At 46.2% G+C, this 25,606-nt stretch carries 25 protein-coding genes; 12 read left to right on the top strand and 13 right to left on the bottom strand.

The genetic code is table 11. The annotated features are described in order from the left end of the window. Positions 1-260 precede the first annotated feature (260 nt). Entirely contained in the window at positions 261-1,304 is a 1,044-nt protein-coding gene (locus tag L3Q72_RS15490; protein WP_275133067.1) for a GMP reductase, read from the bottom strand. 408 nt (positions 1,305-1,712) lie between these two features. Here L3Q72_RS15490 and L3Q72_RS15485 point away from each other — a divergent pair, with 408 nt between their 5' ends. Then, positions 1,713-2,222: a DUF2301 domain-containing membrane protein gene (locus tag L3Q72_RS15485; RefSeq protein WP_275133066.1), complete on the top strand. Its 510-nt coding sequence runs from the start codon at positions 1,713-1,715 to the stop codon at positions 2,220-2,222. 56 nt (positions 2,223-2,278) lie between these two features. Here the strand turns inward: L3Q72_RS15485 and L3Q72_RS15480 are convergent, their stop codons facing one another. Further along, positions 2,279-3,889, bottom strand: coding sequence for a BCCT family transporter (locus tag L3Q72_RS15480; protein WP_275133065.1), 1,611 nt, complete (start codon positions 3,887-3,889; stop codon positions 2,279-2,281). A 373-nt stretch (positions 3,890-4,262) separates the two neighbouring features. Between L3Q72_RS15480 and L3Q72_RS15475 the strand changes: the two genes are divergently transcribed. Continuing rightward, a complete protein-coding gene (locus L3Q72_RS15475) occupies positions 4,263-4,589 on the top strand; it encodes a hypothetical protein (RefSeq protein ID WP_275133064.1) in 327 nt (108 codons plus the stop codon). Here L3Q72_RS15475 and L3Q72_RS15470 read toward each other — a convergent pair. From L3Q72_RS15470 to hypB, 3 genes are read right to left on the bottom strand one after another with little or no spacing between them, the layout of a single operon-like run. After that, complete coding sequence (locus L3Q72_RS15470; protein WP_275133063.1) at positions 4,586-4,927, bottom strand: hydrogenase maturation nickel metallochaperone HypA; 342 nt, start codon at positions 4,925-4,927, stop codon at positions 4,586-4,588. The genes L3Q72_RS15475 and L3Q72_RS15470 overlap by 4 nt on opposite strands. Positions 4,928-4,972: 45 nt before the next feature. Next, positions 4,973-7,690 (bottom strand): FAD-dependent oxidoreductase, encoded by a 2,718-nt coding sequence (locus tag L3Q72_RS15465; protein WP_275133062.1) that lies wholly within the window; start codon positions 7,688-7,690, stop codon positions 4,973-4,975. Between the two features lie 12 nt (positions 7,691-7,702). After that, positions 7,703-8,398, bottom strand: coding sequence for a hydrogenase nickel incorporation protein HypB (gene hypB, locus L3Q72_RS15460; RefSeq protein WP_275133061.1), 696 nt, complete (start codon positions 8,396-8,398; stop codon positions 7,703-7,705). A gap of 248 nt (positions 8,399-8,646) precedes the next feature. Between hypB and L3Q72_RS15455 the strand changes: the two genes are divergently transcribed. Then, on the top strand, positions 8,647-9,702 hold the full coding sequence (locus L3Q72_RS15455) for a 4-oxalomesaconate tautomerase (protein WP_275133060.1): 1,056 nt from the start codon (positions 8,647-8,649) through the stop codon (positions 9,700-9,702). A gap of 383 nt (positions 9,703-10,085) precedes the next feature. Here L3Q72_RS15455 and L3Q72_RS15450 read toward each other — a convergent pair whose 3' ends face one another. Next, a complete protein-coding gene (locus L3Q72_RS15450; RefSeq protein ID WP_275133059.1) occupies positions 10,086-10,784 on the bottom strand; it encodes a response regulator in 699 nt (232 codons plus the stop codon). 407 nt (positions 10,785-11,191) lie between these two features. Here L3Q72_RS15450 and L3Q72_RS15445 point away from each other — a divergent pair, with 407 nt between their 5' ends. Beyond that, a complete protein-coding gene (locus L3Q72_RS15445) occupies positions 11,192-12,634 on the top strand; it encodes a coniferyl aldehyde dehydrogenase (protein ID WP_275133058.1) in 1,443 nt (480 codons plus the stop codon). Position 12,635: 1 nt separating this feature from the next. On the opposite strand, the gene L3Q72_RS15440 is transcribed toward L3Q72_RS15445, so the two are convergent. From L3Q72_RS15440 to L3Q72_RS15425, 4 genes are all read right to left on the bottom strand, one after another. Further along, positions 12,636-12,851 carry a hypothetical protein gene (locus L3Q72_RS15440; RefSeq protein WP_275133057.1) on the bottom strand — a complete coding sequence of 72 codons (216 nt, stop codon included), beginning with the start codon at positions 12,849-12,851 and terminating at the stop codon, positions 12,636-12,638. Between the two features lie 357 nt (positions 12,852-13,208). Next, positions 13,209-13,358, bottom strand: coding sequence for a FeoB-associated Cys-rich membrane protein (locus tag L3Q72_RS15435; RefSeq protein ID WP_275133056.1), 150 nt, complete (start codon positions 13,356-13,358; stop codon positions 13,209-13,211). 10 nt (positions 13,359-13,368) lie between these two features. Beyond that, a complete protein-coding gene (feoB, locus tag L3Q72_RS15430) occupies positions 13,369-15,870 on the bottom strand; it encodes a ferrous iron transport protein B (protein ID WP_275133055.1) in 2,502 nt (833 codons plus the stop codon). A gap of 23 nt (positions 15,871-15,893) precedes the next feature. Next, positions 15,894-16,121: a FeoA family protein gene (locus tag L3Q72_RS15425; RefSeq protein WP_275133054.1), complete on the bottom strand. Its 228-nt coding sequence runs from the start codon at positions 16,119-16,121 to the stop codon at positions 15,894-15,896. 381 nt (positions 16,122-16,502) lie between these two features. Between L3Q72_RS15425 and L3Q72_RS15420 the strand changes: the two genes are divergently transcribed. The 6 genes from L3Q72_RS15420 (at position 16,503) to L3Q72_RS15395 (ending at position 21,103) form a co-directional block, all read left to right on the top strand. Beyond that, a complete protein-coding gene (locus tag L3Q72_RS15420) occupies positions 16,503-16,814 on the top strand; it encodes a hypothetical protein (RefSeq protein ID WP_275133053.1) in 312 nt (103 codons plus the stop codon). Between the two features lie 47 nt (positions 16,815-16,861). After that, on the top strand, positions 16,862-17,647 hold the full coding sequence (locus L3Q72_RS15415; RefSeq protein WP_275133052.1) for a DUF4198 domain-containing protein: 786 nt from the start codon (positions 16,862-16,864) through the stop codon (positions 17,645-17,647). A 164-nt stretch (positions 17,648-17,811) separates the two neighbouring features. Continuing rightward, a complete protein-coding gene (locus L3Q72_RS15410; RefSeq protein WP_275133051.1) occupies positions 17,812-18,048 on the top strand; it encodes a hypothetical protein in 237 nt (78 codons plus the stop codon). Positions 18,049-18,050: 2 nt separating this feature from the next. Next, positions 18,051-18,926, top strand: coding sequence for an ABC transporter ATP-binding protein (locus L3Q72_RS15405; RefSeq protein ID WP_275133050.1), 876 nt, complete (start codon positions 18,051-18,053; stop codon positions 18,924-18,926). Then, positions 18,926-20,542 (top strand): DUF4857 domain-containing protein, encoded by a 1,617-nt coding sequence (locus L3Q72_RS15400; RefSeq protein WP_275133049.1) that lies wholly within the window; start codon positions 18,926-18,928, stop codon positions 20,540-20,542. The genes L3Q72_RS15405 and L3Q72_RS15400 overlap by 1 nt, the downstream gene beginning before the upstream one ends. A gap of 255 nt (positions 20,543-20,797) precedes the next feature. Further along, positions 20,798-21,103, top strand: coding sequence for a hypothetical protein (locus L3Q72_RS15395; RefSeq protein ID WP_275133048.1), 306 nt, complete (start codon positions 20,798-20,800; stop codon positions 21,101-21,103). 196 nt (positions 21,104-21,299) lie between these two features. Here the strand turns inward: L3Q72_RS15395 and mnmH are convergent, their stop codons facing one another. The 3 genes from mnmH to L3Q72_RS15380 form a co-directional block, all read right to left on the bottom strand. After that, on the bottom strand, positions 21,300-22,388 hold the full coding sequence (gene mnmH, locus L3Q72_RS15390; protein WP_275133047.1) for a tRNA 2-selenouridine(34) synthase MnmH: 1,089 nt from the start codon (positions 22,386-22,388) through the stop codon (positions 21,300-21,302). Next, the gene (gene selD, locus L3Q72_RS15385; RefSeq protein WP_275133046.1) at positions 22,388-23,422 is read right to left on the bottom strand and encodes a selenide, water dikinase SelD; all 1,035 of its coding nucleotides are present in this window, start codon (positions 23,420-23,422) and stop codon (positions 22,388-22,390) included. Before selD ends, mnmH begins: the two co-directional genes overlap by 1 nt. 268 nt (positions 23,423-23,690) lie before the next feature. Further along, positions 23,691-24,320, bottom strand: a complete 630-nt coding sequence (locus tag L3Q72_RS15380) for a class I SAM-dependent methyltransferase (RefSeq protein WP_275133045.1) — start codon at positions 24,318-24,320, stop codon at positions 23,691-23,693. 137 nt (positions 24,321-24,457) lie between these two features. On the opposite strand from L3Q72_RS15380, the gene L3Q72_RS15375 reads away from it, so the two are divergent. Next, positions 24,458-24,760 carry a PTS fructose transporter subunit IIB gene (locus L3Q72_RS15375; RefSeq protein WP_275133044.1) on the top strand — a complete coding sequence of 101 codons (303 nt, stop codon included), beginning with the start codon at positions 24,458-24,460 and terminating at the stop codon, positions 24,758-24,760. 10 nt (positions 24,761-24,770) lie between these two features. Further along, positions 24,771-25,568, top strand: a complete 798-nt coding sequence (locus L3Q72_RS15370; protein ID WP_275133043.1) for a PTS sugar transporter subunit IIA — start codon at positions 24,771-24,773, stop codon at positions 25,566-25,568. The last annotated feature ends 38 nt before the right edge of the window (positions 25,569-25,606 follow it).

The following is a 25,606-nucleotide window of genomic DNA, read 5'->3' as shown; positions in this document are numbered from 1 at the left end:
TCCTGAGAAGGCTTTTTGGGAAAGTGAGTTAAACAACTCTTCATTCAACAGCCATAATTACGATTCGATCAACCTTGTCGCCTTTTATAGCAATGGTGGAAATTATTTTCAATAATGGTAAAAAATATTACTTCCGCTTTCAGCAATTTTATTTAGCTGATACATCAAAACGTGATGCTAATAGCCATAATTTATGCGTATACAACAAGAGCCGCTAAAAGCGGCTCTCAATCATTCAGGTTTATGCGATATTTGGAGTTCTACTCCTTCCCAAAAACATTATTTTCCTGCTCCTGCACCCGAATAAAAGTCGTTCTTTTAGTCAGCTCCTTAAGCCTTGAAGCACCAACATATGTACAGGTTGAACGCACCCCGCCGAGGATGTCTGAAATGGTGTTGTGCACACTTCCGCGGTATGGGATAAGTACGGTTTTTCCTTCAGCTGCGCGGTAGCCAGCTACACCGCCGGAATGCTTGTCCATAGCTGACTGGGAGCTCATGCCGTAGAACTTCATAAACTTTCCGTCGTTTACTTCAACCACTTCACCGCCTGACTCTTCGTGGCCGGCCAGCATGCCGCCCAGCATTACGAAATCAGCGCCGCCGCCGAAGGCTTTTGACACGTCACCGGCACAGGTACAGCCGCCATCGCCAATGATACGGCCACCAAGGCCATGAGCTGCGTCTGCGCACTCAATTATGGCGGATAACTGAGGATAACCAACGCCTGTTTTTACACGGGTTGTGCAAACGGAACCCGGGCCAATGCCCACTTTTACGATGTCGGCACCTGCGATAATCAGCTCTTCAACCATATCGCCTGTCACTACATTACCTGCTGAAATCACTTTGTCCGGAAAGGCTTCGCGCACCTTGGTGACATAATCCACCAGATGCTCTGAGTAGCCGTTGGCAATATCAACACAGATAAACAGCAGGTCATCAGAAAGCGCCATGATCTCCTGGGTTTTCTGGAATTCTTCATCTGAAGTTCCGGTGGAAACCATGATATTGTTCAGCGTAATGTCATCTGCATTTTTTACAAAGGCTTTCCAGTCATCAACTGAGTAGTGTTTGTGTACCGCTGTCATCACATTATGACGGGCAAGGGCCTCTGCCATTTCGAAAGTGGCGACTGAATCCATATTGGCGGCAATTACCGGTACACCAGACCATTGACGACCACTGTGCTTGAATGTAAACTCGCGGGTTAAATTTACTTGAGAGCGGCTTTTCAGTGTTGAACGTTTCGGGCGAAACAGTACATCTTTAAATCCGAGCTTAAGTTCATGTTCGATACGCATTGTGCAATTCCTTGATTCATTAACTGTGTGTCCGTCACATAGATTATGGTCCATGTACAGTGTTGTTGGTAAAGCTTTGGCAGAAGCCTTACTTTTCTTCGGACACAAAAAAACCGGAGCGTTGGCAGACGCTCCGGTTTTCAGCATTATAGGCTGTGATTTATTTGTGGCAAGACTGATATTATCAATTTTTTTGTGATACCTTATACAAGATACCATACCCGAAAAAACATCAAACTCTCCTTTCTCTGATGTCATCACAGATATAAACCGGACAAAGCGAAATACATAAAGGCCGCCTGTTAAACAAAATTCGTCTATTTTTCTCTTTCTTGTCAGAAATCAAAAACTAAAACTCAAATCACCCTAACAATCTGCTTCTGCTTATATTTTTAGGGACAAAGACAGATGGCTGACCCGCATATTAAATCACCAATGGATAAACTGGATCACCTGACAGTTATCATATACAGACTCGGTTTCACCTTCGCTTTTCCGGTTATTACGCTACTGCCGTGGGGCCTGGATTATCCTATGGAAAATCTTGTGTTTGTCTGCGCTGCAATGTGCGCCTCTTCCCTGCACATCTATATGAAACCCTTCCGCCTGCTGCTCCAGTTTGCAACCTGGGTTGGCTTACTCTGCTTTGTACTGGGTTATCCGATGTTTGGGATGGGTGGCGCATTTATTACGCTGGGCGGACTCTGCTTTAAAGAGTATTTCTGCTTTAAAGTGCCGGGATTACCGCTGCAACCTTTAATTCTTGCCGCTCTGTGGTTCTGCCTGGAATTTGAAGCAACAACTGCTGCGAAAGTTCTTGCCGCTATCGCTGGCGCGCTCTTTTTGATTACCAGTATTTATAAATGGCGTATGCCGAGACACTTCGATATTGGTGATAAATCGAAATACGATGTGTAAAAAAGATAAGAAGCGATACTCTGCTTATAACAACAGAGTATCGCCATTAGCTGAATTTAGCTTTGCTTGCCTAATTTAGCCGCAGCTTTTGGCTGTTCCACTTCGGTTAACAGCCCTTTAAGCAGACTAACACAGCCAAGCAGCAGAATAAGCGTAAATGGCAGTGCGGCAATAATGGTGATGGATTGCAGCGCCTGAATCGACTGAGTGCCACCAATCCAAAGCATAACCATTGCAATAACACCTGAGATAATCGCCCAAACCACTTTTTGCTTCATTGGTACTTCCAGCTTACCACCCGCCGTCATGCTATCGATAACGATTGAGCCCGAGTCCAGTGTCGTAACAAAGAAAACAATGATCAGCGCCACCGCAATAACAGAGATAATATTGCCGACTGAGTATGCATCCAGCATATAGAACAGACTCAGAGATACATCGGTAATGCCCTGATCCGCGCCCAACAGTCCGACCTTATCAATTATCTGCTCAATGGCAACGCCACCAAAAACAGACATCCATGCCGTGGTTACCAGTGTCGGAATAATCAATACGCAGAAAAGGAACTCGCGAACGGTACGGCCTTTAGAGATACGGGCAACAAACATACCGAAGAACGGCGCATAGGCTACCCACCAGGCCCAGTAAAACACAGTCCAGCCGTGTAGCCATGTTGTATCTTCACGACCAGAAGTCTGGCTTAGCGGAACAATGTTTTTCACATAGCCGACAACTGCTGTTGCCAGAGAGTCAAGTACCGTTGTGAAGTTCAGAACTGCGATAAAGCCAAGGAATACGAAAGCAATGATCATATTCAGGTTACTAAGCAGCTTAACGCCACCGTCCATACCCCGCATTACGGAAAGAATGGCCAGCCCCATAATCAGTACAATAATAAACTGCTGCAGGTAAAGGCTGTTTTCAAAGCCGAAAACATGACTGATGCCGCTGGCAGCCTGTGAGCCACCTAAGCCAAGCGAGGTTGCCAGACCAAACAGAGTAACCAGTACCGTCATTACATCGATAACATCACCGATTTTGCCCCAGACTCTGTCACCTAACAGCGGGTAGAATACGGAGCGCATTGAAAGCGGCAGGCCCTTGTTATACACAAAGTAAGCAAGACATAGCGCAGCCATGCCATAGATAGCCCAGGCATGCAGACCCCAGTGGAAAACGGTTGCACCTAGCGCCACTTCACGGCCTTCAGGCGTATAAGCTTCTGCGTTTAGAGGCGTACCGTACCAGTCAGTGAAGAAAGCGGTTGGTTCTGCAACACCCCAGAAAATCAACCCGATACCCATACCTGCTGCAAACAGCATGGCAATCCAGGACATGGTTGAATATTCGGTAGTCGCATCATCGCCACCCAGACGAATTTTACCCAGTGGTGAAACCGCTAAAACAACGGCAAACAGGAGTAAAAGGTTTGCTCCCCACATAAAGAGGAAGTCGAAATTTGACAACACCGCACTCTTAACAGAGTCAATGGCGGCTTTTGCATCTGCTGGTGCCAGTGTTAACAGAGTAACAATGAAAAGAATCGATAGACCTGCAGAAGCGGTAAAAACTGTGTTGTGGACATCCATGCCCCACTTATTGATGTTATCCTGACCAACCTGATAGTCTGTAGAATCAATACTGTATTTTTTTGATTTAAAACTCATAAATTATGACATTCACATATTCGAATTAACGAATAGAAAAAACCAACTCCATTCCGGTTAATATTTGATTGGCCAGCTCGTACCATGTTCACAACATTGGTAAAAAATCACCCGTACCGGGCTGACTTTTGGCTAATTGCTCAATCTCGCGCCGCGTATATTAACATAAAATTACAGTCAACGCCTTTCAGCGCTAACCGCCTGATATTTAAAATATTTCAGGCATTCGATAAGATAACCTTATCTGTTTTTTATCTGGCATTCATCCAAATTTCAGGGGGACAAGGTGTCGATAAGCCCGGGAAAAGGCGTTTGTCAAACCAGTTTAATTGCGGTATGTTGCGCCCGGATAAGCCATTTTTGGGGATGCGGTATGACTACATACCAAGAGTTTAAGTCTGGTTTAGTTGAAGTACTGGACGAATTTTGCTTTTACGAACTCATCGAAGATACTGTCACTGATAAGTGCGGCTCAACCTACTCCATGTATTCCAATGGCCAGAGCCGCTACATGCTGCACTGGGATGCAGAAGAAGCGGTAGGACTGGTAGAACGCTGGCAGGACTCCAAATGGAAAGCATTTAAAGCGACGGTGCCAAATAACAACCAGTCGCAATTTGATCTGTCACTGAATAAGCTGCGCAAAAAGCTAAAAAAGCACATAATGAAAAACAGTGAGCCTGAAGCCACTGCGGCCTAACAAGCCACAATTTCTTTAATCAGAAACTCCTTTCCGCTTAGCAGGCCCCATTCTCTGCTCTCACAGTGAGGGCAGACCGATCGGCTTTGTAAAATATTAAATACCTCCCTGCACCCTTTACACATTGCATTGGCAGGGATGATCTCTATCTCCAGTTTAGTCTTCTCCAGCCTTGTACCATCAACCGCAGCAGGAAAGCACTCTTTAACATATTTGGGGATCATTGAAGAAAGCTCGCCAATCTGAAGCACAATGGTTTCAACCTCAGCCAGCTGATTCTCGCGGGCGATACTTTCAACCCTTTTCACCACTTCTATCACAACACCTAATTCATGCATTTTTAACCTCCGGAAACGGGCAGAACGAATCCTGCCCGTTTATTGTTACTCCTCAGAAATCGCAAAGATCCGCTTAATCTTCTTAATGGGCTTATTCACCGTTATCTTCACTTTACGTTTCAGTGCATGTTTAATGATTTTTTTCCTGGCGTCTTTAAGGGCATCGCCCTCGGCATCAAAGGTTTTCACCAGAGAAATGGCACCAAACTTACACTTGGTTGTACAGGAGCCACAACCGACGCACATATACTCATCCGGCACTACGACACCGCAGCCCAGACATCGCTCTGCTTCCTTTTTTACCTGATCTTCGGTAAAGGTCCCTCTCAGATCACGGAAGGTGGCTTTCGACTCACGTCCATTCACATGGGCAATGCGCTGACGCGGCGTATTATCAAAGCCGCCAAACTGAATGCTCTCTTTATCGAATGATGTGTACTGGCGCTTTAAGCGGCCAATTTCCAGACTCTGACCACTCTGAACATAGCGATGGATGGAGATTGACCCCTCTTTACCCTGAGCAATGGCATCAATGGCAAAGCGGGGGCCTGTCATGGCATCGCCGCCAACAAAAATGTCCTCTTCTGCCGTCTGGAAAGTTAACTGGTTTGCTTTCACCGTCTGGTTCGGATTAAGCTCAACTTGGCTACCGGTGAGCAGCTCACCCCACTGCATTGCCTGTCCCACTGAAATAAGCACATGCTCTGCATCAATAACAACTGAGTTTTCAGTATCAAAGGCCGGATTAAAGCGCCCGGAGTCGTCAAGCACTGACAGACATTTATGCAGTTCAATACCTGTTACTCTGCCGTTATCCGTTAAGATGCGTTTCGGCCCCCAGCGATTGCAGATATCAATGCCCTCTTCCAGAGCCTCTTCGACTTCTTCATCGTGCGCCGGCATCTGATAGCGTCCTTCAAGGCAGAATAGAGTGACTTTTTCAGCCCCGCTGCGCACAGCGGTACGGGCGACATCGATAGCCACGTTTCCTCCGCCAATCACCACAACCTTGCCATTTAGCTCGGCTTTATTGCCCAAGTTGACTTCACGTAAGAAATCAACGCCGGTACAAACGCCCTCAGCCTCTTCACCTTCCAGGCCCAGTTTCCGGCCTGCCTGTGCACCTATGGCAATATAGAAGGCGTTAAAGCCCTGCTCGCGCATCTGTGCGATGCTAATATCTCGCCCCACTTCAACCCCGGTACAGAACTGAACGCCCAGTTCACGGAGGATATCGATTTCCGCATTGATAACTTCTTTCTCAAGACGATAAGAAGGAATGCCCAAAGTCAACATTCCCCCCACCACAGGTTGCTTCTCATAGACGGTGACGTTGTAACCATCAAGAGCGAGAAAATAGGCACAGGAAAGTCCGGCAGGCCCGCTACCCACAACAGCGATCTTTTTGTCATGGCAATCGTAACGCTTTTCCGGCACGTACCGGGTAGCGGCATTTAAGTCCTGCTGGGCAATAAACTTTTTAATATCATCGATGGCAACCGGGTCATCAATATCCCCTCGTGTACAGGCCGACTCACAGTTCTTAGGACAAATCCGGCCGCAAACCGCCGGGAACGGATTCTCTTTTTTGATCAGCTTCAACGCCTCAGTGTATTTGCCCTGAGCAGCAAGCTTCATATAGCCCTGAATACCGATATGCGCCGGACACCCCGCCTTACAGGGTGCGGTACCTTCATCCATGCTCACCTGTTTGTTAACCCGGTAATCCGGATTAAAACGCTCAGAGCCCCACTCGGTATCGCGCGGCGTCTCTTTCCATACCGGAGCCTTCGATGTGTGAGGTGAACAGAGCTTTTGCCCTAGCTTTAGCGCGTTGGTCGGGCAGGTCTCCACACACTCACCACAAGCGACACATTTATCTTTGTCGATTTTTACAACATAGTTTGAGCGGATCATATCCGGGTTTTGCCACTGGGTAGCCAGTCTTAATGCAAAGCAGCCACAGCCACAGCAGTTACAGATAGCATGGGTTTTCCCGCTGCCGTCAAAATTGGGGATCTGGTGCATCAGACCATTTTCTTCGGCTTTTCTTATCACTTCATAAGCATCTTCACGACTGATCGCTCGGCCACGTCCTGTGCGAATATAGTACTCAGCAGCATGCCCCATCTGAATACACATATCCTCTTTCAGGTGCCCGCACCCCTCTCCCATCGCCTCGCGGGAAGTCCTGCACGCACAGTCTGACAAAGAGAAAACCGTGTTTGCTTCCAGATATCCGGATACCTCCTCAAACGATGCGCTGCGGGTATCTCCGTCAATGGCGCTCTCAATAGGAATCACCCGCATCGGTCCGTTACCTACCGGTATATTTCCTGCCGCCATAGGGCCACGCTTTTTTCCGAAAGCATCGAAAGCTTCCCCCAACTGCGGATACTTTTCGATAAGTTCTTTATTGTTAACAATCATCTCCATATGGCCCGGTACCCAGATATCGTGCCAGTATCTGTCCACTCCATTGATCCTGTTAACAAATGCTCCTCCCACCACAGCCAGTTGCCACAACAGCTTTTCAACCTGCTCTGCCGGCTTGCCGCACTTAGCAGCAACCTCTTCTGCGCTTAGCGGATTATCATGCATTTCAAGACACAGACCGACCTCAGCCATCTCTTCGGTCAAAATAGGCTCCAGGACCTTATATTCAGGATCATCCGGCGTAAGTCCCCTTGATGACCCCGGCTTAACCATGCTTATCTTATGGGCATAAGCCATTACTTTTTCTTTAATCACAACTGCTTCCATCTGTCTGCTCTTTTAGTTTTTCTGCCAGTTTGTTACCTGCTCACGCAGCCAGTCTGCCCACTCTTCCACGCCTTCACCGGTTCTTGCTGAAATAGGAATTACCTTGATAGCGGGGTTGAGTTTTTTAACCCGTTCAGTTACGGCCTGCAGATCAAAGTCAAAGTGCTCGGCCACATCGATTTTGTTAATCAGCAGCACATCACAGATAGAAAACATTAACGGGTATTTAAGCGGCTTATCATCACCTTCAGGAACACTTAAAATCATGGCGTTTTTCACCGCGCCGGTATCAAATTCCGCCGGGCAAACCAGGTTGCCTACGTTTTCCAGAACCGCCAGATCCAGTTCATCGGCCTCTAAACCCTCCAGCCCCTGGCGGGTCATATCCGCATCCAAATGACACATACCGCCGGTGTGCAGTTGGATAACCTTAACTCCCTGCTTTGCTATGGTATGGGCATCAACATCAGAATCGATATCGGCTTCCATCACCCCGACTCTCATCTCATCTTTAATTCGGTTTAACGTATTCACCAGGGTTGTGGTTTTACCTGATCCGGGCGAAGACATCAGATTCAGCAGAAACAGCTTTTTCTCCTTTAACTCTTCACGTAGCAGATCTGCCTGGCGTTCATTGTTTTCAAAGACGCTCTCTTTGATTTCGAGCACCTTGAAAGCCGCCTTTTTTGTCGGTGTAGGGGTATCCATTTTTTTGCCTCTTATCTGGAATAGAAAAATAATTAGAGTAATTACTCCATTATATGTGTGAGCAAAAAGATAAGATGGACAAATGGTGTGATGTCACTCGCGTGAGAGATAAATCCCCAAAAGGTTTTGTTCATTGTGGCCATACTGTTTTTTATTTTTTCAGTAACAACCTTCTCCCTTCTCAATTCCCCTTAAGCAAATACAACAAGATAGTGCTCAAAGCCGTTTAATAACGAAGAGAGAACACTATGACCCAATCAAACCTACCTGTTACCCTAATGCGTGGTGGTACATCCCGTGGCCCTTACTTCCTGGCGTCGGATCTTCCTGAAGACAGAGATGCGATGGCAGAAGTACTGATGAAAGCAATGGGCTCTGGCCATGAACTGCAGATTGAAGGTATCGGTGGCGGTAACAGCCTGACAAGTAAAGTGGCTATTGTTGGCCCATCTGAAGAGCCGGGCATTGATGTTGACTATCTGTTTGCTCAGGTTGGTATTGCAGACAAGACCGTAGACTTTTCACCAAACTGCGGCAATATCCTTTCCGGTGTTGGTCCGTTTGCACTTGAAAAAGGCCTGGTTGAAGCGGCTGGGGACAAGACCCAAATCAAGATTCGCAATGTAAACACCAATAAGATTATCTACGCTAATGTAGAAACACCAGATGGCAAGGTTAACTATGCCGGTGATACTTACATCAGTGGTGTAAACAGCCCGGGCGCTCCAATCGAGCTGACCTTCCTTGATGTTGAAGGCGCAAAAACAGGTAAGCTGTTCCCTACCGGCAATGTTCAGGATCAGGTTGGAGACTACAATATCAGCTGTGTGGACGCAGCTATCCCGGTAATGATTGTTGATGCGGCACAATTTGGCAAAACCGGTTATGAAAAACCGGCTGAACTGGATGCTGATACAGAATTCACGCAAAAGCTTGAGTCACTTCGCCGTCAGGCTGGTGAAATGATGGGACTGGGTGATGTTTCAGACAAGGTAATCCCGAAACCAATTCTTGTTGCAAAACCTGCTACGGATAGAGGCACTATCAGCGCCCGTTACTATGTTCCGGCTAAATGTCACAAGGCAATCGCGGTAACCGGTAGTATTGCTCTGACAATGTCAATTTGTCAGGAAGGCACTGTAAGTTCAGAGCTGCTTAAGCTGGATTCCGATCTTGTGGATTGCTGTATTGAGCACCCGTCAGGCTTTATTGACCTTAAGGTGGCAAGAGAGGGTGATAAGGTTTCTTCTGTTTCTTTGATCAGAACAGCTAAGAAGATTCTGCAGGGTGATATTTCTCTGTAGTTCCTTACTTCAGTCGTCATTCCCATGAAAATGGGGATCTTATTAAGGCGCGTTGTATAAGGCAGACTCTTATACACAAATATTAAAATGGCCAAAGAACGGTGCTCCCCCTTGAGTAATAGAGCATAATTGGTTGATAAAGCTAATAGAAGGGGGAGTTAGAGGGGGTTGGTTATGCCATGCATGGTTAAGCCACCAAAACTTAAGCTCATGAGAAGCAACCCCTCCCAGCCTCCCCTTCGATGCTACTTCTTCGAAAATTCCGCCTTTCGAGGTTAAGGGGAGGAGCATTCTTTGGCTCCTTAAACCTTTGTATAAGGGTCAGGAAAGTAGATCCCGGATAATAGCTTCGCTATTTCCGGGATGACGCAGAAAAATTCGCTTTATACCGGGTGTTTAGACATCGCCAGGCGGAAAGAGCGCTGAGGCCGGCCAACTTTACCGTGCTCAATATCCGCATTTAGCTGACCAATGTTCGTTGCGTATTCCAGATAACGGCGAGCGGTTGTGCGGCTTATTTCTGTCTTCTTACTGATCATATCTGCCGTATAAGATTCGCCTTCCCCAAATGCGGCAAGCACTTTTTGCAGCGTAATCGAATCAATGCCCTTAGGATGGCTGGTCATGCTGTCGGAGTTAAGGTGCGTATTGTAGATTCGCTTTACAAACGACTGGTTAATATTCTCATCTTTTTCGATAAACACACTTCGGTTGAACTCAAAATAACGGGAAAGCGAGTCGCTTACCTGATCCAGAGAAAACGGCTTTAACAGGTAATCAAAGGCGCCGTAACGAATCGCAGTAACCGTGGTTTCAGTATCATTTGCTGCCGTTACAAAAATAACGTCCACCGGGTTATCTTTTGCTCTTAAACTCTTAAGCAGGCTTAAACCGGTTCCGTCCGGCAAATAGTTATCCAGCAAAATCAATGACGGCTTAAGATGGTTGATCATCATACGTGCATCGGCGAGCGTAGGGGCGATTCCCACAACATGGTAAGGATAAAGAGTGGAGATATGCTCAGAGAGCAGACTGGACATCTCTTTTATATCTTCAACGATAAGAACAGGAATCTTAAACATGGTACAACCTTAAGTTAAATTGTTGGAATAAGAGAGTCCAGAATAGCTTTACTCTACAGCCTGATTAAATACAAGGTTAATACAAATTAAATGTGATAAAGCTTGCGTTTCGCAAGCAAAGGGGCTTTGCACAAACCAGGTATCCGTTCAGGGGGCTTCCCCAAGCCGGAGTAATATTGTAATTGACTAAACACTCAGTCTCTCTGGCTACATAGAGTATGCTTCTCCACAGTTATTATTTTGACTTAACTCTATAACCTGCGAATTTAAATAGACACTATGAACTTTATGAACAAAACCCCTAAAAATGTGATAATGATCGGCTTTAAACCACGGGTTATATCGCTATATTGGGTTATACAGTCCAAAATTATCAGAGGTATAGCTTGAGCAGAGAGTCAGTAGCGATGTCAGAAACAATTGCCGACAGCATCTACAGAATGGAGCGGATTTTTTGTCGCCAGAAAGAGGAGTTTAACGCTTCTCCCTACCCTGATAGAAAAACGCGCATCGAATCTCTGCAGAAACTAAAAAAAAGCCTGTTAGAAAACCAGAAAAACCTGACACAAGCCATCAGTGAAGATTACGGGCACCGGGCCGAATACGACACTTTAATTGCCGATATTCTGCCGGTTATCTCGCATATCAGGTACACTAAGCGCAAACTCAAAGCATGGATGAAGCCGGACAAACGCTCGGCTGGCCTGCTGCTGGCACCAGCCAGGCTGAGAGTTGAATACCAGCCTAAAGGCGTTTGCGGGATTATCTCACCATGGAATTTCCCTGTAGTGCTATCACTGACACCTTTAGTCACAGCAATAGCGGCTGGTAACAGAGCCATGCTCAAGCTATCTGAGTTTACTCCGCGAACCAACGAAGTCATTCGTGAGTTGCTCGCTTCCTGTTTCGAAGAAGCGGAAGTTGCGGTAGTAGAAGGAAAAGAAGAGATATCAGCAAGATTTACTGAACTGCCTTTTGATCACCTGTTATTTACCGGTTCAGCATCCATTGGCAGAGAAGTCATAAAATCATCCTCTAAACACCTGACTCCGCTCACGCTGGAACTGGGCGGCAAATCCCCGGTTATCATCGCAGATGACTTTCCTGTTGAACTGGCCGCAGAAAGAGTGATTTACGGCAAGTGCCTGAATGCAGGCCAGATATGCGTTGCTCCGGACTATGTGTTCTGCCCCGAAGACAAGCTGGTTGAATTTATACTCGCCTACTGCAATAAATTCCGCGCTATGTATCCGGATTTCGACAACGACGCCGATTACAGTGAAATCATCAATGAAAAACAGGCAAAACGGCTACATTCACTGCTGGTCGATGCCGTCTATCAGGGAGCTAAGATCTACAGCGCCGATAGTATTTCTCCGGCGGAGTCTGATATTCATGTTCATCCGGATAATAAAAAGTGGCCGACTCAGATTATTGTCGATGTCACCGAAAATATGGCCCTGATGAAAGAAGAGATCTTTGGCCCGATACTACCCGTTATCCCCTACACACACCTTGAAGATCCGATTAACTATATAAAGGGTAACGCCAGGCCGCTTGCGCTTTATCTGATGAGCAATAATTCCGAGGTAAGAAAAGCCGTTTTAAGCCAGACTCATTCCGGTGGAGTGTGCATCAATGAAACACTTGTTCATGTGGCAGCCAATGATGCTCCCTTTGGTGGCATCGGCCCGTCAGGAATGGGACATTATCACGGTGTAGAAGGGTTCAGAACCTTTAGCCACGCAAAGACAGTGTTACAGAAAGGCAGGTTTGATACCGGCAAGTTACTGCACCCTCCATACGGCAGAGTGCTGCAAAAACTGATTCTGTGGTTGTTTATGAAATAACTTAGACAGAGTCTGCAGGTACCCACACCTGTACACCTGCAGACCAGACCAAAAGTTCGCCATCAGAATAGCGAAAGTCGCGCTCCAGCCCTTTTTCGCCTGTATAGGTAATGCGGATATCGTTTGGGCGTGCGCTGGTCACAATTGATTTCCTGGGATCGTACGGAGTCATGTAGGCAATTTTATCCAGTGCTTCTTTGATCTGATGTCGTTCCATTTTACCCTCCTGGTTGGTCTGTTTTTACCGGCTAAACACTTTCACATCAGGCATATCTAAAAAAAAGCCGCCGATTGACGGCATAAGACATGTCACTTACGTGATTAGCTCAGTTAAACTAAGCGTTATTCTAATTATTGTTCATAAACACTGTTCCTTACAGTGCCGGAGAAGGATTATATGGAATCGATGTCACATTATCAATCCATTTTATTCGCGAATATTTAATTTTATGTCGTAAGGTTACAGAGTTGTGATCAAGTCTTGAGTTATATGCCCAGCTCATGCAATTTACTTCTTTATAAAAAAAAAACGCATTAGATTAATTCATCTAAGGCGTTTTTAATTCAGTACCGGCTATTTTTTTGCGCTGGGGCAGGAGTCACACGAGCCACTGGCGCAGCCACTTTTCTTTCTGAACAACTTACGATAGACGTAAACAGCAGCGGCGAAAACAACGGCCAGAGTGATAATAATGTCCCAGATATCTATTGATTGTTCGTACATCTCTCTGCTCCTATCGGATATTTTTAATCGGGATTTCTTCTGGCATAGCAGCCCGCTTGATACTGTCCTTAAAGCCAAGGATCAACAGCATGCCTAAGCCGGTAAAGTAAGCAATCGACATAGCCGCAATACCGGACAGATTAAATGCCGTTCCCACTGAGTAAATAGCCGTTGAAACGGTAAAGCCAATCAGAGTCGGTAAGAAGATGGACAACAGCATCCACTTATATGCGCCGGTCTGAACTTTAATCATCATCACTGTAGCCAGGCATGGCGGATACAGAATAAAGAACAGAATCAGTGCAACCGCGGTCACTTCACCATGACTGCTTAGCTCAGTTGACTCACCCATGCGCTCTTCAAGCTTCTTGTTGCTGTCTTCGTCCTGCTGGAACAGAACACCAAGGGTGGCCACACTGCTTTCGCGGGCCGCAAAAGATGAGAACAGAGCAACGTTGATCTTCCAGTCGAATCCGGCGAATTGGGTCACAGGTTCAATAGCGCGACCAAAGCTGCCCAATAGCGAAGCCTCCAGCCGACGCTCTTTCATTTCGCGGCGGATCTTCTTACGTTCCGAAACCAGCTTTCTCAGGGCCTTGCTTACCGTTTTAGCCGATTTGTTGCCCTTAGGCGGCTTAACAAACGTAAAGTACTCAGCATTAATATCAGCAAAGGTGGTATTTACCTTTTTCGATGCTTCAGCGCCCGATGCATTCAGTTTTGCACGTTTGTAATCGGTGTAGAAGTTAACCAGCCCCGGAAGCGAATTTTCATCGAACTTTCCGGCATATTCTGTCTTAGCAATGCTCTTTTCAAACTTAGCCACCGCCTGCTGAGCCTGAGCCTGGAACTGCAGTTTTTCATCCTGTGGTACACCCGGAAATTGCAGCAGAACAAAAATAACCGTCGAGACAGCAAGAACTATGGTGCCCACTTTACGGACATACATCCAGGTACGCTCCAGTGAACGGGTCACAACACTTCGCGCTGTCGGCAGGTTGTAGCGTGGCAGTTCCATAACAAACGGTGCTGTTTCTGTACGGCGTAAAACGGTTTTAGTTAAAAGCTTGGCAACCAGTAAAGCAGCAATAATTGAGATTGTTGAAATATAAAAGGTCATCAAAGCCTTATCTTCAACAAAGAAAATTCCCAGCAGCAGGGTATACAGAGGTACTTTTGCCAGGCAGTTCATAAAAGGAACCGTCAGAATTGTCGCCAGTCTTGCTCTGTTATCAGGAATCCCTTTCGTTGCCATCACGCCGGGTACTGCGCAGCCACCGGCAAACACACCAGCCAGAATCATCGGCAGTGTACTTTGTCCGTGCAAACCAAATTTGCTCAGAGCCCGGTCTGAAATAAACGCGATTCTGGCCATATAGCCGGAATCTTCCAGAATGGCAATCAGAGCAAACAGGATAAGGAAGATTGGAATATAGTTAAGCAAAGTATTGGCAGAATCCACAACCCAGAGGCCAAGCGAGCGGACATAAGGATCATATAAGAAACCGGCATCAGGCAGTAATCCGGCCACTAACTCCCTGAAAGAAGCCAGATATGGCCACCAGTAATTGGTCAGCTCATAACCGTAAACAATTGAGCTCTGGTAGATAACAAAAACCGTCGCGATGAGGAAAAACGGCGCGCCCAGACGACTCAGAACCAGGCTGTCAATCTTCTGGCTAAGGGTCTTACGGTTACTGTCTCTTTCAGCAATATCAACACAAGCTGAAAGTACGCGGGAAACCACCTGCTGCCTTTGTGCCACAATATAATCGTTAATACCGACAGAAAGCGTCGTTTCCAGTTTGGCCTGCTGATACCGTACAGATTCCTGGATCTCAGCAAAACTTTGAGCACTGATGGCATGACTTAGCCATTTATTCGCTTCCTGATCGTTTTCAAGCAGCCGAACTGAAAGCCAGCGCAATACCGGCGCATTTTCTATCTGCAGTTTTTCAAGATTCGCGGTTAACTCAGCAATTGAACTTTCCAGTTGCGGATAAGCAATTTTAAAACGGCTGTTTTCCACATCTGTGATTGCCGATGAAATTTCACTCACCCCCTTACCAAGGCGGCCAATACACTCAACAACAGGCACTCTTAACTCAGTTGCCAGTTTCTGTGAATCTATGCTGATCCCTTCTGACTTAGCAACGTCCATCATATTGAGTGCAATGACTACAGGCAGCTCCATTTCCATTAACTGGAGCGTCAGGTGCAATGAGCGGCTGATATTCGCGGCATCCATTACATTCAACACGACATCGGCGTTTTCTTCTCTGAGCGCTCTGCGGGCAACACGCTCTTCTAAAGAATAACTGGTTAAGCTGTAGGTTCCGGGCAGGTCTACTAACTGGTAGGAACCATTTTCATTAGAAAAGTAGCCGGTTTTCTTATCGACCGTCACACCCGGATAGTTTGCTACATGCTGCCTTGCCCCGGTCAGCATATTGAAGATGGTAGATTTACCGGCGTTTTGCTGACCGGCAAGCAGTATTTTTTTTCTGTTCATTTTGTTTGTCCTGAGCCAGACTGCTAACGCTTAGCATTTACTATTACGGTGCGAGCTTCTGTGGCTCTTATTACAACATTGGTCAGACCAACTCTTATCTCTAAAGGATCACCAAGGGGCGCATAACGAACCAGTTCGATTTCAACTTCCGGCATTAGTCCCAGGTCTAACAGGCGTTGCCTTACCGCGCCTTGCGCGTGATGAGCAATGATGACTCCCTTGTCACCAGGCTTTAATTCAGATAATTGCATTTTCAATTCAGATAATTGCATTTTCAGCCACTTACAAACTCAAATGAGAATTAATAGCCATTCTATCCCGATATAAAACGAGAAAATAGTCGCTAATGATAACGATTTTCATTAGATTGACATAGATCAAATACGGTGTAAATGGGAATTATTATAACTCCCATTATCTGATTGATTCTATAAAATGGCCTCAAGTTATTGATAATCATTCCTATTGACATCGGGCAAAATTTACCTCTAAATAGAAATGAATCTATCTTTTCACCAGTTTAAACTTAGCTACAATCGTATCTAGCAGCTAGTGACTTCCTTGTTAATTACGCATTGTTTGCTTTGGATAGATACAAAAATGCAAAAACAGCGAATTAATAAGGAATTACAATGAAAAAACTTGTCGTACCTATGCTAATCTCAGCATTCTTCAGCGGACAGGCACTGGCTCACACCCCACTTTGCTCATGCTATGACAATGGTGACGGTACGGTGCTGTGTGAAGGTGGCTTTTCTGATGGTTCATCAGCCGCCGGAGTAGAAATGCTGGTGCTGGATGCGTCAGGTAATGAGCTTATTAAGAGTGAAATTAACGAAGATGGTGAGTTTGAATTTAATAAGCCATCAAGTGATTACAAAGTTGTTTTTAATGCCGGCCCTGGCCACTCTATCGAGATCCCGGGTTCGGATATCGTTGAATAATTTTTACTAATTTACTCCTACTTTTAAATTTTAGGGAAATAACAAAGATGAATAAAATCGCACTTCTTGCGGGTACAGCAGCGCTAACTCTTTCTGCAGCGTCTCAGGCTCACTTTCAGCTGATGTACACACCAACATCTCAGCTTGAAAAGCCAACAACAATCGACATGAAGCTTGTTTTCGGTCACCCGATGGAAAACGGCCACACTATGGCTATGGGTCAGCCTGAAGAGTTCTTTGTAATGTTCAAGGACAAGAAGACTGACCTTCTTAAAGACCTTAAGAAGATCACCTGGTCTGGTCACGACAACAAAGCAGACGCTTACCAGATTGATTACAAAATCAAACGTAACGGCGACTACATCTTTGGTCTGGTTCCGGCTCCTTACTACGAAGCTGGTGAAGATATCTACATTCAGCAGATCACTAAGCGTTACATCAACAAAGGCGCTATGCCAACGGGTTGGGAAACGCCACTGGGCCTGAAAACAGAAATCGTTCCTAAGAACAAGCCATATCAGGTATTTGCAGGCAGCACTTTCACAGGCCAGCTTCTGGCTGAAGGTAAGCCAGTTTCTGGTGCAGAGTGTGAAATCGAGTTTATCAACGCAGATATCGATACTAAAAACAACGCGTTTGGCAAAGACACAAAACGTGCGACTCCTGCTTCAGCAATCGTAGCTATCACAGACGACAACGGTATGTTCACATTTGGTGTTCCTACTGCTGGCAAGTGGGGCTTTGCATGTCTGGGTTCTGGTCCTGACACTGAGTACAAAGGCAAAGAGCTATCTCAGGACGCTGTACTTTGGATTGAAGCACAAGACCTGTAATCCCGGCTGATTTTCCCCTCACGGAAAAATGAGTTTAATAGCTGGCATTATGCCAGCTATATTTTTATCCATTGCATTTTATGGAACGCTATGAAATATAAACTTTTTTTACTGCTTTTATCGCATCCATTTCGGTAAGCAAAGCTCAGGCTCACACGGCACTGATGGCCTGCTACGACGAAGGCAACGGCTATATTACCTGTGAAGGCGGCTTTAGTGACGGTGCCAGTGCCGAAGGTGTTGAGTTCCGCATTGAACAAAACGACACTGTGATTATGCGTACCAAAATGGATGAGTTTGGTGAAGTGTACTTCGAAAAGCCAGCCAGCAATTTCACCGTAGTGCTTAACGGCGGCGAAGGACATCAGGTGTATGTCAACGGCAAAGACATCTCGGAGTAAGCATGAGCGGGATTAATAAAGATGCCGTTATATCTATCTCAAACCTGCACCACAGTTACGGGCCAAAGAAGATATACGAAGGATTGGATCTTAACATTGAACCCGGTACCATTTTCGGCCTGCTGGGTAAGAACGGCGTTGGTAAATCGACTCTTATCAACCTTCTGATGGGTTACCTGAAACCGCAAAAAGGCGAATGCCTTATCTTCGGAGAGCCGGCTAACTACCTTTCTCCTGAAACCCGGGCACGTATTGCCCTGCTTTATGAGGGCTTTATCAGCTACGACTCCATGAGCATAGAGCAGGTTGAACTCTTCTTCTCTTCCTTCTATCCAAAGTGGCAGAAAAAATACTTTCAGGAGCTGATAGACCTGATGGATATCAGCATGCAGCAGCCACTCTCTTCGCTTTCCTTTGGTCAGAAGTCTCAGGTTGTGCTCGGACTTTTGCTGGCTCAGGATGCCGATCTGCTGATTCTGGATGACTATTCCATGGGTCTGGACGCCGGTTACCGACGTCTGTTTGTGGACTATCTGGGAGACTATCTGCACGGTACAGATAAAACGGTGCTGATCACAACCCACGTTATGAGTGATCTGGAAAATCTGGTAGATCAGATTGCCATTGTGGACAGGACAACAAGCGTCTATCAAAGCAGTATGCAGCACTTTAATGAAACATTCCGCTGCTACACATCATCTGAAATTGATGAGTTTTCTGACTCGCCTCTTATTCACAGAAAAGAAGTGCACAGACAAAAGCCTCTTATGTACTCATTTTGCGAAAAAGAAGAACTTGAAAAAGAGATTTCAGCCGGTTTAACAGAAGTACCAATGAGCTTTGAAGAGCGCTTCCTTGGATATGTGGGTAAATACTGATGATGTTTAGTGCAATTTACATAAAAGAGTGGCTTAAATTAAGAAAGTACGCCTACGCGCTTTGCGCTGCCGCTGCAATTCTCGGAGCTTATTTCTGGTTTGATCTTTCCGGTCAGTACGCCAATATCGAACCTGAGTCCATGATGTGGTACCGCTTCTCACACCTTGGTGACAAACCTTATAGCTGGCTGCTTTACTGCTTTGTTTTAGTGGGAATTTTTGTGGCATCCTGCCAGTACGTTCCTGAAGCAACCGGTAAGAAAGTACGTATTCTGACTCACCTGCCTGTCTCGCTGAATAAAATCGTGCTCCAGCACATTGCAGCCGGTGTTCTGATGATTCTGGTGGTGAATGCCATTCTTTCCGCTCTGGTGATTCTGGCTTTTTACCAGTACTACCCGGCCGATATCATTCATACCACAATGAAAGATATGCTGTTTGGTCAGTTACCGGCCATCGCTATTTATCTGGGTTTTGCTGCGGTTATTATTGAAAGTGACTGGCGCCGTAAGTCAAGCAAGATGCTGATAAGCGTGCTGATTACCTTTATGCTGCTTAAGGATCGTTATCAGTTTGCGGATATTGCAGGCATTCTGGCGCTCATCTGGCTGATAATGCCGATTATCGACAGCTTCCTGAGCGTAAAAACCCGTCGGCTGGAGAGCAGAGCCTATATCATTAGTATTCCTCTGGTCTTTGTCCTCTTTACCGGGCTGACAGGCACGCGTCTAATCTATGAATATGCCGCAGTCCATACTAAGTACTATGTGTTCTACTCTCCGGTGCTAAATGACTTCGTCTACCAGGAAAACGGTGCTAACCATACTTTCTTCTACGGCACTTCCACAGATGGCCTGAAAAAAGAGCAGTTTGAAGAAGCTCTGCCTTTTGTCTACTGGAAGAATCTGGATATTCAGGGCAAGCTGCCGGTGGAAATTGACGGTAAGCTTTATGATAAGAGTCAGATCCGCAAAGCCAGGATGAGTCTGCAGTACGATCCATCCCGCTTAACCAAGCCGGAAGTCACACTGTACCCCTTCTTTAATCCTATCAGTCACAAGGGCTCAATCCGTTTCCCGGAAAACATGTTTGCGCTTAAATCTGACCGGTTAGAAGTTTATGCCGCTGAAACCGCCAAACCCAATACTGAACTGGCAGCAGAGGTAAACCGTCTGGCAGATGAGGCAGAGGTTAATTTCCCGCTGAAAGAGGTTTGGGGTAAAACCACCAATATGAAGCCGTTCGACTGGGGCTACTTTGTAAAAGACAGCTCAGGAAATATCTTTAACCTTCGCCGTGGTGACAATAAAGTCAGCCTTGATGCGGTTAAGGTACCGGAAGAAGTGGGCGATATTGCTTATATTCAGGTCTCCGAAAACCGGCATAAGAAGTTCTACGGCTATGCAATTTCCAGGGCAAGTAAGGTTTACCTGATCTCCTACCCGGACTATCAGTTTATTCCGCTTGAGATGGATGGGTTTGACTATAAAAGCATGTCTTTCCAGTTCCTGGCTGATCCGCTTTATTATGTTATGCGCTATAACGACGGTGAAAGCTACAAAGCGGTCAGGTTCAGTAAAACCTATGCCGCTTTAGACAGCGTTACTTTCCGTTAAGCCTTATCCAGCTTTACTTTATGGGCCTATCTGCGACTGTTCGCAGATAGGCCTTTCATTTACAACATTAATTCACTGAAACCATCATTAGTTCGCCTTCTGAAACGTTAGATTAATACTAATCACTTGTTAACAACAGATTAATAATTCATTTCCATTGAGTAAATATTCAAGAAATTGCTTTAAATTTGATCGGAGATCGCTTAAAAACTAGTTTATGTGAGCTAGCGCTCAGTTTTAAGGTAAGGAAACAAGATGTTTTTAAACAAGCAAACCAACGAAGAATCTATCACTCTGAAGAATGTGTCAGACAAGTATCTGACTGAAGCAGCCAGAAAGAACTGGCTAAGCTACTGGAAGCATTTTAACCGTAGCGAATACCAGCAGTGCGCAGGCGCGGACTGTACTGAAGACCACCACCACGGCGTGCTGGTAAAACACGGCTCAGATGCATCAAAGCTGTTTGTTGTACCTGTATGCGAAAAATGCAGCTCAGCTGATCTGGCTCAGCTAAGCATTGACAGCAAAGTAGATGTAATTTCTGCTGAGCTAAGCCTGTAAGGCCTTATTAGCCTGACTCTTATACACAAGTTTAATGAGCCAAAGAATGCTCCTCCCCTTAGCCTCGAAAGGCCGGATTTTCGAAGAAGTAACATCGAAGGGGGAGAACCGTTCTCTGGCCACTTTAATATTTGTGTATGAGAGTCAGGGCCTATTTCCGAGATGACGCCCCTCCGGGTAGTCAGGAACTATAAAGTCATAGTCCGGCAAGCCACTCTTTCACCTGCTGATACTCCCCTCGAAAAACAATACGCTCTTCTTTCTTGCTCAGCTGATAGGTATACATTGGATCATAATATTCCTGCAGCAGAGGAACCAGCCAGCCATCGTGCCCGGCAAGTGACCCGGTCGCTTTCATCTGCTGAATCGCCTGCTTTTGGGCATCAAGAATTTCAGCATGACGTTCAAAGCCGAGTCTTTTGCGGATATTAAACATACCTTTCTCAAGGTAGGCTTCAAACTCCTGCCAGCCTTTTTCTTCGCCGTAACAGGCAACAAAATCGCGCTGCATTTTTACCACATAGTCATCAAGCAGACGGGCCAGACGAACATCAAAGGGATCATCCACAACCGCCACTTTTGCCTTTTGCATATTCTGGTGAAGGCAAACCGGCAATGAAACACTGCCGATAATCCGGCCTTCGTCTTCAAAGACAAACTTTTCACAGCCGGTTTCCAGCTTTTTAATCATCTGGATAGCCAGATCACTTTCGAAATTAATTTGCGTGCGCTGAGCCTCAACATAGCGGCCAAAGGACGAGCCTCTGTGATGCGCTGCGCCTTCAAGGTCGATACCGTTTTCCAGTTCATTAACCAGCAGCGTTTTACCACAACCGGTATTACCGCCAACAATGGTCATCGGCATTTCAGCAACCTGCTCTATGGTATCAATCAAGCAGCGGCGCAGAGCCTTATATCCACCAACAACAAAGGGATAATCAATACCCGCTTCCTTAAGCCATTGCTGAGTGATCTGCGAGCGCATCCCACCACGGAAGCAATAGAGGTAACCATTCGGGTTCGCCTCGCAAAAGGCTTTCCACTTTGCGATACGCTGCTGTTTAATATCGCCGTGAACCAGTTCATGTCCCAGCTTAATCGCTTCCTGCTGCCCCTTTTGCTTGTAGCAGGTTCCTACCAGTTCGCGCTCTTTATCTGTCATCAATGGCAGATTTACTGAGGTAGGAAAGGCACCCTTTTCAAACTCAACCGGTGCCCTTGTATCCATAAATGGCGTATCACCGGCAAACAGGCGGCGGTAATCCTGACTATTCGGGCGTGACATTAACAAACCTCAATCAGGGTTTCGCCATCCTGAGGAGAAAGCTCACCAATCGCCTCAAGCTCAATACCGTGCTTAGCCGCAGCGGTTTTTACTTCTTCAATGCCATCCGGTGAAACCGCCAACAGCAGGCCGCCAGAAGTCTGCGGATCGCACAGTATGGCTTTTTGCATCTCAGTGATCTCGCCAAGTTTGTGACCATAGCTGGCAAAGTTTCTGTGGGTGCCGCCCGGTACACAACCTTCTTCAATATAAGTGGTCACGCCTGGAAGGGTCGGTACTTTCTCAAACCAGACTTTTGCTTTCAGTCCGCTACCTTCGCAAATTTCCGACAGGTGCCCCATAAAGCCAAAACCGGTGACATCCGTCATCGCTTTAACCGCCGGAATATCTGCAAAATCCGCTCCCGGCGTATTGAGCTTGCACATCCAGTCACGCGCCAGCCCCTGATGAGACTCGGCCAGCTTAGATTTTTTCTCGGCAGTGGTCAGAACGCCAATACCCAGAGGCTTAGTAATAAACAGCTGACAGCCGCTTTCAGCACGGTTATTCTGCTTCACACGCTCAGGGTCAACAACGCCGGTAACCGCCAGACCAAAAATAGGCTCAGGTGCATCAATGGAGTGTCCACCAGCCAGTGAAATACCAATTTCCGCACAAACAGAACGGCCACCTTCCACAACCTGCTGCGCAATTTCAGGCGCAAGCACATTCACCGGCCAGCCAAGAATGGCAATCGCCATAACCGGCTTACCGCCCATGGCGTAAATATCACTGATTGCATTGGTTGCTGCGATACGGCCAAAATCGTAAGGGTCATCTACGATCGGCATAAAGAAGTCTGTAGTACTGACAACAGCAGTGCCATTACCCAAATCGTAAACAGCGGCATCATCTTTATTTTCGTTGCCTACCAACAGGTTTGGATCTGAAAATGGAGCAATCTGAGTCTGAAGAATGGTATCTAATACCTGAGGAGAAATTTTACAACCACATCCCGCACCGTGGCTGTACTGAGTCAATCTGATTTTTTCCATGACGTGTTCCGCTATCTGAATAAGTTCACAACATGTTCACTTTTCAATACCAGGCCGGTGGTTCCCGGGCAGCAGGCAGGTATCGAACACAGACACGCATAAATACATCCATGTAGCTCGATCTCGCCATCCATGGCGAGGACGGTCTGCTTATCGATACCTACCTGCCGCCCTCATTCAGCCATGTCACTAGTGGTATTGAAAGATGAACAGCCGATGAATATTACTCCTGCTGGCATCATCCGTCATCTTTTTATGCTGATTAATCCTACACTTGAAATATCTTTCGTGCCGCCATAAAGAAAAGCGGGTATTTTTCCTCCTCTCCGGATTCATTTGTACGCTCAATTTCATAGAAATCGATTACCCGGATAACCTCCAGACCATGAATGTGCAGATGCCTGGTTAACTCATCCGTATCAAAGCCATTATGCCCCGCGAAACCGTTATGGTGCGCATGAAATGAGCCATCTTCTTTATGCAGATCGGCTATCATCAGCACGCCGTCTTCATCCAGAAGGTCGGTGACCGAAGAGAGAAAGTCCTCCAGATGCTCAACATGGTGAAGCGTCATCAGTGTCACTATCGCTGAATACTTGCCTTTTATTTCTGAGATATCTTCATCGATCTTAAGCGTCCGGATATTGTTAATCCCGGCATCGTGTATCTTTTTTCCGGATATTTTCAGCATCTCTTCCGACATATCGGCTATCACCACTTCGTCAAACTCATCTTTAAGCAGTACTGCCAGCAAGCCGGTTCCACCACCAATATCGATAAGATTTTTCTTTGAGTAAAAAAGTGTGTGCTTTACCTGCTCGGCGGTTGCCTTTGCCCGGTCGAGCTTCATTGGATTCTGGTCCCAGGTCGCTGCCATGCTGTCAAAATAGTTACTCATGAGTTCTTCCTTTACTGACTGGAGTATTGAACATATCAAGTATAGACCAAGCGCAAACAGAGTTAGTTCAGCACTTCTGTTTGGCGCCGGTTCTGTTTAGAATATGCCTTTACATGGAATAAGCGACAAAAAACAGAATGAAAATAGTTGCCGTTACAGCGTGCCCCACCGGAATTGCACACACCTATATGGCTGCCGATGAGCTAAAAAAAGCAGCACCGAAGAAAAACATCCAGATTAAAGTGGAGACCCAGGGCGCCATGGGGATAGAAAACCAGCTGAGTGCTGTGGACATTGCCCATGCTGATCTGGTTCTTATCGTATCGGACATTGAAGTGGAACAGAGGGCCAGGTTCACCGGCAACAAGATTCACTGTGTCACCATTGAGGAAGTACTTATTGATGTTGACAGTGTACTGGACCGCTGCCTGACACTCTGAGCCGATAAAAATGAAAATCGAACGAAGAATTACCTTTGTCATCGGATCAGACGGATTTGCCGGATGGAAAGTCAATCGCCTTAAGGCACTTTCCGGTTATTTTCGTTCGGTTGTTATTTTAAAAAACATCACTAAAGGCAAGTGGGTGAATGCAGGTCATACGCTCAAGGTACTCAGCCTGGGCAGCAAGGATAAAGACCTGTGCCAGTTATGGATTGAGGGCAGTGACGCTGAGCTTGCCTGTATGGTTCTGACTGATTTTATTGCCGCTGAATTTGACATTATCAGCACTTCGCACAGCTCATCAGCAAAATACAGCAACAATATTATTGACCAGCACCCGGCATTCAGGCTGGACTTCGGAGTCAGTTATAACTATCTGGAAGTGGCGGATAATACCGAGCTAAATAAAAATGCACTCCTGCTACAACTGGCCAGCCTTGCTGATGGAAAAGCTTCAGATCAGATTTTCCAGTCCATGCTGAAAAGAGAAGAGATCTCTTCTACCGGCATCGGTCACGAAATCGCGCTGCCACACGTCATGCTGGCAGAAATCGATCACCCTCTGATTTCCGTCGTCCGCCTTCCTCAAGCGGTAGACTGGCACTCCAAACGCGGGCCGGTTTCACTGATCATCGGCTTTTGTATTCCTGCTCCACCTGAAATGCCGGTGATTAAATCCTTTACCCAGTTATCAAGAACCCTGCTCAATGAAGGGTTCTGTCAGTTGCTGACTTCCACACCAGAACCGGAAACGTTAAAGGCAATTCTTCTGCATATTATGAGCCACAGCACAAGTGACAGCTAAAATGCTCACCGGGTCAAGGTATCTTTTCCTCAATAACA

The organism is Vibrio sp. JC009 (genome assembly GCF_029016485.1).
Classification (GTDB): domain Bacteria; phylum Pseudomonadota; class Gammaproteobacteria; order Enterobacterales; family Vibrionaceae; genus Vibrio.
This window is presented reverse-complemented; position numbering and strand designations above follow the sequence as displayed.